Origin of the sequence: Amycolatopsis sp. NPDC059021 (assembly GCF_042739895.1) — a bacterium.
In the GTDB taxonomy this organism is placed as follows: domain Bacteria; phylum Actinomycetota; class Actinomycetes; order Mycobacteriales; family Pseudonocardiaceae; genus Amycolatopsis.
This window is the reverse complement of the sequence record NZ_JBHYIQ010000048.1, coordinates 60,936-70,531: the sequence shown is the minus strand read 5'-3', so window position 1 is coordinate 70,531 and position 9,596 is coordinate 60,936. Positions and strand designations below refer to the sequence as shown.

11 protein-coding genes are annotated in these 9,596 nt (G+C 70.1%); 3 read left to right on the top strand and 8 right to left on the bottom strand.

Going from position 1 to position 9,596, the window contains the following annotated elements; genetic code table 11:
- Positions 1 to 484: 484 nt before the first annotated feature.
- Genes ACFWX1_RS26575 through ACFWX1_RS26565 form a run of 3 tightly spaced genes read right to left on the bottom strand, consistent with a single transcriptional unit; the run spans position 485 to position 4,226 of the window.
- On the bottom strand, positions 485 to 1,546 hold the full coding sequence (locus ACFWX1_RS26575; protein WP_378391707.1) for an ABC transporter ATP-binding protein: 1,062 nt from the start codon (positions 1,544 to 1,546) through the stop codon (positions 485 to 487).
- Positions 1,546 to 3,198, bottom strand: a complete 1,653-nt coding sequence (locus ACFWX1_RS26570) for an ABC transporter permease (protein ID WP_378391705.1) — start codon at positions 3,196 to 3,198, stop codon at positions 1,546 to 1,548. The genes ACFWX1_RS26575 and ACFWX1_RS26570 overlap by 1 nt, the downstream gene beginning before the upstream one ends.
- Positions 3,174 to 4,226, bottom strand: coding sequence for a thiamine ABC transporter substrate binding subunit (locus ACFWX1_RS26565; protein WP_378391703.1), 1,053 nt, complete (start codon positions 4,224 to 4,226; stop codon positions 3,174 to 3,176). The genes ACFWX1_RS26570 and ACFWX1_RS26565 overlap by 25 nt, the downstream gene beginning before the upstream one ends.
- 180 nt (positions 4,227 to 4,406) lie before the next feature.
- Here ACFWX1_RS26565 and ACFWX1_RS26560 point away from each other — a divergent pair, with 180 nt between their 5' ends.
- On the top strand, positions 4,407 to 4,697 hold the full coding sequence (locus tag ACFWX1_RS26560) for a 4a-hydroxytetrahydrobiopterin dehydratase (RefSeq protein ID WP_378329351.1): 291 nt from the start codon (positions 4,407 to 4,409) through the stop codon (positions 4,695 to 4,697).
- 257 nt (positions 4,698 to 4,954) lie between these two features.
- On the opposite strand, the gene ACFWX1_RS26555 is transcribed toward ACFWX1_RS26560, so the two are convergent.
- Positions 4,955 to 5,473 carry a winged helix-turn-helix transcriptional regulator gene (locus ACFWX1_RS26555; protein WP_378391701.1) on the bottom strand — a complete coding sequence of 173 codons (519 nt, stop codon included), beginning with the start codon at positions 5,471 to 5,473 and terminating at the stop codon, positions 4,955 to 4,957.
- Positions 5,474 to 5,483: 10 nt separating this feature from the next.
- On the bottom strand, positions 5,484 to 5,798 hold the full coding sequence (locus tag ACFWX1_RS26550; protein WP_378391699.1) for a DUF1330 domain-containing protein: 315 nt from the start codon (positions 5,796 to 5,798) through the stop codon (positions 5,484 to 5,486).
- A gap of 179 nt (positions 5,799 to 5,977) precedes the next feature.
- Here ACFWX1_RS26550 and ACFWX1_RS26545 point away from each other — a divergent pair, with 179 nt between their 5' ends.
- Positions 5,978 to 7,339: a M20/M25/M40 family metallo-hydrolase gene (locus ACFWX1_RS26545; RefSeq protein WP_378391697.1), complete on the top strand. Its 1,362-nt coding sequence runs from the start codon at positions 5,978 to 5,980 to the stop codon at positions 7,337 to 7,339.
- 69 nt (positions 7,340 to 7,408) lie between these two features.
- Here ACFWX1_RS26545 and ACFWX1_RS26540 read toward each other — a convergent pair whose 3' ends face one another.
- From ACFWX1_RS26540 to ACFWX1_RS26530, 3 genes are all read right to left on the bottom strand, one after another.
- Positions 7,409 to 8,446 (bottom strand): hypothetical protein, encoded by a 1,038-nt coding sequence (locus ACFWX1_RS26540; RefSeq protein WP_378391695.1) that lies wholly within the window; start codon positions 8,444 to 8,446, stop codon positions 7,409 to 7,411.
- Positions 8,447 to 8,536: 90 nt separating this feature from the next.
- Positions 8,537 to 8,917, bottom strand: a complete 381-nt coding sequence (locus tag ACFWX1_RS26535; RefSeq protein WP_378391716.1) for a type II toxin-antitoxin system death-on-curing family toxin — start codon at positions 8,915 to 8,917, stop codon at positions 8,537 to 8,539.
- Positions 8,917 to 9,117 carry a CopG family transcriptional regulator gene (locus tag ACFWX1_RS26530; protein ID WP_378391693.1) on the bottom strand — a complete coding sequence of 67 codons (201 nt, stop codon included), beginning with the start codon at positions 9,115 to 9,117 and terminating at the stop codon, positions 8,917 to 8,919. Before ACFWX1_RS26530 ends, ACFWX1_RS26535 begins: the two co-directional genes overlap by 1 nt.
- A gap of 120 nt (positions 9,118 to 9,237) precedes the next feature.
- On the opposite strand from ACFWX1_RS26530, the gene ACFWX1_RS26525 reads away from it, so the two are divergent.
- On the top strand, positions 9,238 to 9,591 hold the full coding sequence (locus ACFWX1_RS26525; protein ID WP_378391691.1) for a DUF6416 domain-containing protein: 354 nt from the start codon (positions 9,238 to 9,240) through the stop codon (positions 9,589 to 9,591).
- The last annotated feature ends 5 nt before the right edge of the window (positions 9,592 to 9,596 follow it).

Sequence of the window (9,596 nt, the reverse complement as noted above, 5' to 3'; positions counted from 1 at the left end):
CCGGGGGTTTGGACCTTTAATGCAACTTTGGGGGACGCTGATTCCCTCGATGTGGCATTCACGGACCCGCGAAGGAATGAACGGAAGATTCAGGACGCTCTGAGCGCCCCTACCAAAAAGCCTACGCGAGGGGTCCGACAAACCCGGCGGTCGGCAGCGCCGGCGCAACACCTGCGGTCGGGAGCGGCAACGCAAAAGCCAGCGGTCGGGATCCCCGGGGAGATGCTGTTAAGGCCACCTTACGGGCGTCTGGAGCCCGTAAGGTGGCCTTGACGGCATTTGGCAAGGCGGTGCTGCCCGCATCGGCAAGCCGTGCTGCCCGCATCGCCGGGTTGTCCACAGTCGTCCCGGTTGTCCACAGATTCCCCGCGAGGTCCCATTTCCAGGCCCAGGGTCGATATGCTGTTCGAGGGACGCCCCCCAAGGGTGCGGTGGGGGAGGGAGTTTGCGGGGTCTCGGCGTGGCTGTGCCGGGTGAGGTGCTGTCAGCCCACCACGGCGATGCCGTCGGGGTCCAGGGTCAGGCGCACGACGTCGCCAGGCCGGAGGTCTGCTGTCACCGGGGCGACGGCGTCCACAGTGGACACCTCCGGTAGCCCCAGCGCCACCACCAGCCGCACGTGCTCGCGCCGGTGAACCGCAGCCGTGACCTCGCCGGGCACTCCGGAATCCGCCGCTTCGGAGTCCGCAAGCCCGGAATTCGCAGGCTCGGAGTCCGTGAGCCGCAGGGCATGGGGCCGCAGTCCGAGCCGCACCGGGCCGTCCCCGACCTCCGGCAGCGCGACCTCCCCGAGAGCAGTCCGCACGGAACCACCGGCAGCGACACCGTCCACAAAGGTCGTCACGCCGAGGAAACGCGCGACACCGTCGTCGGCGGGCTGCTGCCACACGCGCCGCACCGCGTCCTCCTGCCGGATCTCGCCGCCGTGCAGCACGGCCACCCTGTCCGCCAGGGTGAACGCCTCCTCCTGATCGTGCGTCACCAGCAGCGCGGTGATCTTGCTGCGCCGCAGCAGCGCAGCCAGATCGATGGCCAGTTGCTCACGAAGTCCGGCGTCCAAACCGGACAGTGGCTCGTCGAGCAGCAGCAGCCGCGGTTCCGGCGCCAGCGCGCGGGCCAGCGCGACGCGCTGCGCCTGGCCACCGGACAGCTCGGTCACCCGGCGCCGCTCGTACCCGGCGAGCCCGACGAGGTCCAGCAGCCGCCGGACCCGCGCGGCGTGCTCCGCGCGCGGCACCCGGTGCATCCGCAGCCCGAACGCGATGTTCGCGGCGACGTCGCGGTGTCCGAACAACTGCCCGTCCTGGAACACCAGGCCGAATTCGCGCCGGTGCACCGGCACCGCCGCGAGGTCCTCGCCGTCCCAGTTCACCGTGCCCCGCGTGACCGGCTCCAGCCCGGCGATCGCGCGCAGCAAGGTCGACTTCCCGGAGCCCGACGGGCCGAGCAACGCGAGCACCTCGCCGTCGGCGACGTCGAGCCGCCCGTCGCGCACGGCGGCGAACGATCCATAGTGGACGGTGAGGTCCCGTACCGACAACGCCATCAGAACTCTCCCACCGCACTGCGGCCGCGCACCGCGCCGAACCGGTCGATCAGCACCACCGCGAGCACGGTCACGATCATCAGCAGCGCGCACGCCGCGTACGCCATCTGGTTGTTCAGTTCCCCCGGCCGGGAAAGCAGGCCCGCGATCGCCACCGGCAACGTCGGCGCGTCCGGCCGCGCCAGGAAACTCGTCGCGCCGAACTCTCCCAGCGCCACCACATAGCCGAACCCCGCCGCCGCGACGAGGGAACGCAGCGTCAGCGGCAGGTCGATCTCCCGCCACACCCGCGCCGGGCTCGCGCCGAGCGTGGCCGCGGCCTGCCGCAGCCGGACGTCGACCGCGCGCAGCACCGGCAGCACCATGCGCACCACCAGCGGGATGATCACCAGCGCCTGCGCCAGCGGCACGAGCAGCGGCGACGTCCGCAGGTCGCCGGGAAGCGCGTCGAGCGTGACGAGATAACCGAAACCGACGGTCACCGCCGACACCCCGAGCGGCAGCATCAGCGCGGCGTCCATCGTCTCGCCCATCCCCCGCGCGAGCCGCCCCGGCGCCCGGCGCAGCGCGACCAGCACCACCGACGCGAGCACCCCGATCGTCATCGCGAGCAGGGTCGCGTCGGTCGCGGCGCGCAGCGAGTTCATCGCCGCTTCCCAGCCGGTGACCTGCAAGGTGCCCGACACGCCGGTCCCGGTCAGCGCCCGGAAACCCGCGAGGCTCCATCCGTCCGGTGTGGACACCGACTGGACGAGCAGCGAGACGATCGGCGTGAGCAGCAGCACGACCACGGCCACCGCCGCGCCGACCACCCACCACTCACCGCCACGCGGCCGTCGCGCACCGTCCACACCGGACCGGACACGGGCCACGCTCTCGCGACGCCTGCGCGCGACGGCACCCGCCACCAGCGCCGCGACCACGGCGGCGAACTGGACGAGCGAGAGCGCCGCCGCACCCGAAAGATCGAGCAGATCGACCGTACGCAGGTAGATCTCGGTCTCCAGAGTCCGGTACCGCGGGCCGCCGAGGATCAGCACCACACCGAAACTGGTGGCACAGAAGAGGAACACGACCGCGGCGGCCGAGGAGATCGCGGGCGCGAGCGCCGGGAGCGTCACCGAGCGGAAGGCCCGCCACGGTGACGCGCCGAGTGCCCGCGCGGCGTCCGCGGTCCGGGTGTCCACTTGCGACCACAGGCCGCCGACCGTCCGCGCGACGACGGCAACGTTGAAGAAGGCGTTCGCCAGCACCAGCGGGAACACCCCGCCGTCCGGCCAGATCGTGCGGAACGCCAGCCCGACGACGACGGTCGGGAGCACGAACGGCACCAGCACGAGCGTGCGGACCAGGCCCACCCCGGGCAGGCGTACCCGCGCCAGCAGATACGCGACGGGCAACCCGGCCACGACGGCGATCACCGTCGACGCGGCCGCGCTCGCCACGGTGAACCCGGCCAGCCGCCACGTCTGGGCGTCGCCCAGCACGGTGCCGACGCCGCCCGCGGTGAAGCCGCGGCCGACGATCGCCACGACCGGCCAGGCGAAGAAGACCACCAGGAACGCGATCGGCAGGACCCCGAGGAGCGCGAGCCCCGCGCCACGAGCGGTCCAGCCGGTCCGCGAGATCAGCCCTGCACGAGCGAGCGCCACTCGGAGATCCACTTCTCCCGGCCGGCCTGGACCTTGTCCGCGGGCAGCTGGGCCGGTTTCTGCGGCAGCGGCGCGGCCTGCGCCCAGCCCGCGGGCAGATCGACGCCCTGCCGCGCCGGGTAGACGTACATATTGGCCGCGACCGTCACCTGGAACTGCTGCGACAAGAGGAAGTCGACGACCTTGCGGGCGCGTTCGACCTGCTTGCCGCCCGCGAGCACCCCGGCGTACTCGACCTGGCGGTAGCAGGTGTCGAGCAACGCCTTGGTGCGCGGCTTCCCGTCCGGCCCGAGCTCGGCGGCGGGCGACGAGGCGTAGGAAACGACGATCGGCCGCGGCCCCTTGCCGGACGAGCCGGAGAAGTCCTTGGTGTAGGCCTCTTCCCAGCCACTGTCCACTTTGAGCCCGTTGGCCTTCAGCTTCTGCCAGTACTCCTGCCAGCCGTTCTCGCCGAACTGCGCGATCGTGCCCAGCAGGAACGCGAGGCCGGGCGACGCCGTCGCCGGGTCCTCGGCGACCATCAGGTCCTTGTATTTCGGATCCGCGAGATCGGCGTACGACGCCGGCGCGGGCAACCCCTTCGAAAGGAAGTAGCCGGTGTCGATGTTGACGCACACGTCGCCGACGTCGACCGCGGACATCCGGTGCTCCTGGTCGACGGCGTAGCGCTGCGGACCGCGATCGGCCTCGGGGCTGGTGTACGGCTCGAAGATCCCCTCGGACAGCGCTCGCGACGCGAAGGTCGAGTCGACGCCGTACGCGACGTCACCGAGCGGGTTGGCCTTCGTGAGCACCAGCTTGTTCGTCAGCGCCCCGGCGTCGCCCTGCTTGAGCACGGAGATCTTGATGCCGGACTGCTTCTCGAAGGCGTCGAGCACCTCGTGGGGCGCCGCCCACGAGTTGTGCGTCACCAAAGTGACGGTCGCCGCCTGCGGTGCCTGGCTCGACCCGCCGGACAGGGAGCAGGCACCGGCGAGCACGGTCACCGTGCCGAGCGCGACCGCCGTCTGCACGGCCCTGCGTTTCATCGGTCCTCCTGTGCTCTGCCGGACGGACAAGAGGCGGCCTGATCGACAGGGCCTCCCCGACCGGCATGATCCGGAATCAGGTGCGAACGGTCGCGGGCGGAACGCCCGCCTCTCAGCCCGGCCGCACCGGACTCCCGTGGCAACCGTGCAGCGTAGCGGAGGAGGCATCACCATGGAGACATGGCGGAACTCCTCACCGAAGAACAGGCCGACATGGCGCTCACCGACCTCGCGGGCTGGCAGCGCGACGGATCGACGATCGAACTCAAGGTGGAGCTCGCGAGCTTCCCGCAGGCGATCGAGGTGGTGGACCGGGTCGCCGTACTGGCCGAGGCCGCCGATCATCACCCTGACATCGACATCCGCTGGCGCACCCTCGTCTTCCGGCTGAGCACGCACTCGGCCGGCGGGCTGACGGTGAAGGACTTCGCGCTCGCCACCCAGATCGACGGAGTCCTCGCCGCCTTGTGACCTTCGCTACCTGCGACAACATGATCGTCCCCCTCGCGCGTCTCCCCATCGAGAACGCGAGACGGAAGGATGCGGGATGACTCAGGCGATCATCGTGGGTGGCATGGCGTTCGTGGCGATGGTGGGGGCCGCGGCCGGGGTGCTGTGGTTCACCGCGCGGCATCGCCAGTCCGACAACTGAGGCCCTCTCACCTGGTCAGAGTAGCCGGAAAGTGATCTTGGACACACTGACCGTCCACCGGTAACACGGACCTTGATCAGCGCGCTGTTCCTGCGGAAGTGCCGGCCTCGCTCCGTAGGGACAGCTCATGAACAACACCCCCGCCCTCAACGCCGCCCAGCGCGCGTGGATCTCCGTGTTCGCGACCGCGGTCACCCTGGTCTCGATCATCGCGCTCGGCGTGCTCGGCTGACGCCGACCGATCGAAGGCGTCCCGCGCGGCCATCAGCTCCGGCAGATGCCGCGCGGCCCATTCCCGGCAGGCCTCGATCGCCGGCAGCAAGGTGCGTCCCAGGTCGGTGATCGCGTACTCGACCCGCGGCGGGATCTCGTCGTAGGCGCGGCGCGTGATCATGCCGTCGCGCTCCAGCGAACGCAGGGTCTCGGTCAGCACCTTCGGGCTGACCCGGCGCAGCGGCACCCGCAGCTCAGAGAACCGGCGCGGACCGTCCTTGAGGCAGAGCACGACCATCCCGCCCCATTTGTCGCCGATCCGGAACGGCGTCACGCCCGAGGGACACTCCGGCGCGAACATGTCCGGCTGCAACGGCTCCATTCCGCCGAAGCTAGCCAGCCTCCGGCTGCGCGGCAACCACGCCGTCGACGAACAGCAGCCGCCGGTCCAGCGCCGTTTCACTGAGCTTCCGCGCCTCGCTGTACTCCGGCGATTCGTACCACTCCCACACTCGGGCCATGTCCGGGAATTCGAGAACCACCACGCGGCGCGCCGCCGGAAACTCCCCTTCGGCCGCTTCGGGCTTCACCCCGCGCGCGAGATAGGTACCGCCGTACTGCGCGATCGACGCCGCGGCCAGCTCGCGGTAGCGCTGCGCCACGGCTTCGTCGAGGACTTCGGATTCGGAAATCACGTAAGCGCTCATAGCCTCGATCATGGCCGCGTTTCCGGCGCGGAACCTGGTGCGGCGGGTACCGGGATCCGCGCCACCAGCCGGGCCGAGCACACCGCAAAGAGGACAAAAAGGGCCGATCGGAGGTTGTTCTCCCGCCCGTCCCGCTATTGGCTACGCAGACACGACGTCGATGAGGTGAGGGGTGTCCCATGGCTGGTCTGCGCAGGCGGAACGTGCTCGCGGGTGCGGTGGCGTTGGCGGGCGCGGCGACGATCGGGCTGAACCCGCCTGCCGTGGCGGCCGCCAACCGCCAACGCCCCGGGACGCCGTACGCCCCCTCGCTGGACTTCGGCGACTACCCGGTGGTGGCCCGCGTACGGGCCCGAAGGGCGCTGGAGCACCTTCGCGTGCTCAGCGACCACATCGGTACCCGGGTCGCGGGCACCGAAGGGGAACTACGCGCCAAGGACTACCTCGCCCGCGTGCTGCGCGAGCTGCGTTACCAGGTCACCGTGCAGCCGTTCCCCATCGCCGACAAGTTCCTCGGCTCGCTGCGCGTGGGGCACGACACCTGGCAGACCGGCTCGTCGCCGCAGGCTCTGCAGGACGTCACGCGCGAGGCGTCCGTGATCGACGTCGGCGCGGGCGACACCCTGCCCGCCGATCTGACCGGCAAGATCGTCCTGATCGCGGCCGTGCAGAACAACGCGGAGGCCTATCGCCTGGCGGCCGAGCGCGGCGCGGTCGCCGTGCTGCTCGGCCGGATCGGCGCGGACCCCGCGCGCAAGCTGTCCGCCTTCTCCCCCACGCTCACCACGCCGGTCGCCGTTCCGGTGCTCGGCCTCGCCCAGGTCCAGGTGGAACGACTGCGGAAACGTCTCGCCGGCGGCCCGGTGCGGGTGAGCGCGTCCGCCGTGCACCACAAGAACCTGACCTCCCACAACGTGATCGCGGAGCGCCCGGCCACCTTCCCCGGCCGCGACGACGGAGTCGTCATGGTGAGCGCCCACTACGACAGCGTCCCCGGCTCCCCCGGCGCCAACGACGACGGCAGCGGCACCGTGCTGTGCCTCGAACTCGCTCGTGTCCTGCGGCATCTGCCGACCACTCGCGCGGTGCGATTCGCCTTGTGGGGCGCCGAGGAGTACGGCCTGATCGGCTCCAAACACTACGTCAGCCAACTGTCCGATGTGGACGCTCGGCGCGTCCGCGGCTGTTTCCAGAACGACATGGTCGCCACCAGCTACGACCCCGCGACGGTGTATTGGCTGCTTTCCGTCGACGGCGCCGACAACGCCACCACCCAGGCCGTCGCGTCCGCCGCCAAACGCCTCGGCTACGACCCGCGTGTGCGTGGCCCGGTGGCCCGCGGCTCGAGCGACCACGTCCCGTTCTTCGAACGCGGCATCGCGGCGGCGAACTTCAGCTGGCGCGGCGAAAGCAGCCCCGCCGCGTTGGAGCCGACTTACCACACCCCGGAGGACACCATCGCGGACAACGTCAGCCTGGAACGGCTCCAGGTGTCGCTGGAACTGATCGGCGCCGCCGCCTACAGCCTGCTGCGCGCCTAGCGGCCCCGCGTCCTTTCGACGGATGTGCGCTGAATCCCTTGCCGGACAAGGGATTCAGCGCACTACCGGTCAGCCGGCGGGCCAGCGCAGCGCGTGCAACTGACTGGCACCCGCGGTGTGCCCGCTACCGGCGATCGTGCCGCCGGTGGTGATTCCTTCGGCGTTGGTGTCCCCGCCGTCGGGCAGCGCGCCGAGATCGGTCACGGTGCCGTCGAGATTCCAGCGCACCGCGTGCGACGGCGCGCCCGTCGAGTTGGAGAACCCGACGACCACACCGGCCCTGTTGATGCCCCCGGCCCCGCTGTTGTCCCCGCCGGGCAGGGTGGGCAACGTCGTGATGGTGCCGTCGGTGTTCCAGCGCGTCGCGTGGTTCTTCCTGGCCGCCGTCTGTGACGTCCCGGCGATGGTCCCGCCGCCGTTGATCGCCAGTGCCCAGCTGACGGCAGTACCGGGCGCGGTGCCGAGGTCGGTGACCGTGCCGTCGGTGTTCCAGCGGATGGCGTGCCAGCGCTTGTAGTCGCTGTCCATGGCTTCTCCGACGATCGTGCCGTCGTCGTTGATCGCGTGAGCTTCGCTGAGTTCGTAGCCTTCGGGCACCCCCAGATCGGTGCTCGTCCCGTCGGCGTTCCACCGCACCGCGTGCTTGATCGAGCTGAAGCTCAGGTAGGCGTAACCGACCGCGACCCCGGAGTTGTTAACGCCATTGGCGCCGCTGTAGGTGCTTCCGGGCAGGGTGCCGAGGTCGACGGCGGCGCCTTCCGGCGTCCACCGCACCGCGTGCACACCCACGTTTCCCGCATCCGCCTGGCCGACGACGACTCCGGAGTCGTTGATGGCCCGCGCGCTGCTGAAGGTGCCGGTGCCCAGCGCGGGCAACGCTACGGCCGTGCCGTCCGCGTTCCACCGCACCGCCCGCGTCGGCCCGGTCCGGGTGGAGGACCAGCCGACGACCACACCGCTGTCGTTGATACCCGTGGCCGCGGCCTGATACCCGCCCGGCAGCGGGGCGAGCTCGACGGCCGAAGCAGTGGCCGCCGACGCCGGTACCGCCAGTCCGATGGTCAGCGCGACCGCGATTCCGGGCAGGGCGAATCTTCGCTTGTTCACAGTGGAATCTCCCCAGTGGAAGGATCTTGACGTCCGCAGACTAGCGCCGGAACTCCGGCCGTAACCAGATCCGGAGTGCGGTTTCCTCGCTCAGCCCGCGTCGCGGGGCACAGTCCAGTTCGCCAGCGAAGCGGCGACGTCGCGGTAAGCCTCGGTGCCGGTCGCGGCCGCGATCACGAGGTCGTAGGCGTCGTCCTCCGGTGCGTCCAGGTCGAGCCCGTTCAGCCCGCAGAACACGAAGGCGGCCATCCAGCTCAGCCGCTTGTTCCCGTCCACGAGCGGATGATTGCGGACGATCGACTCCAGCAGCACAGCAGCTTTCTCGACCGGTTCCGGATAAGCGTCCTCCCCCATGACGGAGGTCCGGGGCCGATCGGCCGCCGCCTCGAGCAGACCGAGATCGCGCACCTGAGGAACCCGGAGGTCCGCGGCGAGGGTCAGGAGATCGTCCAGCGTCAGGTACTCGGCCATCATTGCGCCAGCCGATCGAGCAGCGATGCGTACCGGGTTCGTCCTTCTCGGGACAGGGCCGCAATTCGCCCGGCCCGCACACGCACGGCCGCCTCGGTGATGGCGCGCACGACCGCCTCCTGCTCGCTGACGCCGTCGGCCTCGGCGAGTTGCCTGAGCGCGTGCGCCTGCTCCTCGGTCAACCGCAGTGTCATGTCCATCCGATCAACCTACCGCCATGCCCTGAGCCGCAGCGACTTCTTTGTGGCAGCAAGAAAAACGCGGCTTCCCTCGGTCTAAGCTCCTGTTCGGAGAGCACCCACCCGAGCCAGGAGCACACCATGACTGACGTGACGATGAAGAATCCCGAGACCATGCCTCTCCAGGAATGGGAGGCTGCCGATGCAAACTTGGCCAAGACTTTGTGGGGCGATTTCGGAGCCGGTGCGAGACGCCTGTTCTCGATCCTCATGGACAGCCCGGGCAGAAAGTTCAGCGGAGAGGAACTGGCCGAGCTTCTCAACGCTCCGCATGGCAGGCACAGCGTTGCCGGCTGGCTCGGCACGCCCGGCAAGCAATGTCTGCTCGCCGGGCGCGAACCGATGTGGCGATGGGACTACCCGAAAGGCCAGACCGCCCGCTACTGGATGACCGACGAACAAGCCGCACTGTTCCGCCAGGCCAGGAATTCCTGACCGCG

Excerpts from the sequence above, each read along its gene's own strand:
- ACFWX1_RS26555 (WP_378391701.1), bottom strand. The coding sequence starts at position 5,473 with ATGGAGCCGTTGCAGCCGGACATGTTCGCGCCGGAGTGTCCCTCGGGC.
- ACFWX1_RS26560 (WP_378329351.1), top strand. The coding sequence starts at position 4,407 with ATGGCGGAACTCCTCACCGAAGAACAGGCCGACATGGCGCTCACCGAC.
- ACFWX1_RS26530 (WP_378391693.1), bottom strand. The coding sequence starts at position 9,117 with ATGGACATGACACTGCGGTTGACCGAGGAGCAGGCGCACGCGCTCAGG.
- ACFWX1_RS26545 (WP_378391697.1), top strand. The coding sequence starts at position 5,978 with ATGGCTGGTCTGCGCAGGCGGAACGTGCTCGCGGGTGCGGTGGCGTTG.
- ACFWX1_RS26565 (WP_378391703.1), bottom strand. The coding sequence starts at position 4,226 with ATGAAACGCAGGGCCGTGCAGACGGCGGTCGCGCTCGGCACGGTGACC.
- ACFWX1_RS26535 (WP_378391716.1), bottom strand. The coding sequence starts at position 8,917 with ATGGCCGAGTACCTGACGCTGGACGATCTCCTGACCCTCGCCGCGGAC.
- ACFWX1_RS26550 (WP_378391699.1), bottom strand. The coding sequence starts at position 5,798 with ATGAGCGCTTACGTGATTTCCGAATCCGAAGTCCTCGACGAAGCCGTG.
- ACFWX1_RS26525 (WP_378391691.1), top strand. The coding sequence starts at position 9,238 with ATGACTGACGTGACGATGAAGAATCCCGAGACCATGCCTCTCCAGGAA.
- ACFWX1_RS26575 (WP_378391707.1), bottom strand. The coding sequence starts at position 1,546 with ATGGCGTTGTCGGTACGGGACCTCACCGTCCACTATGGATCGTTCGCC.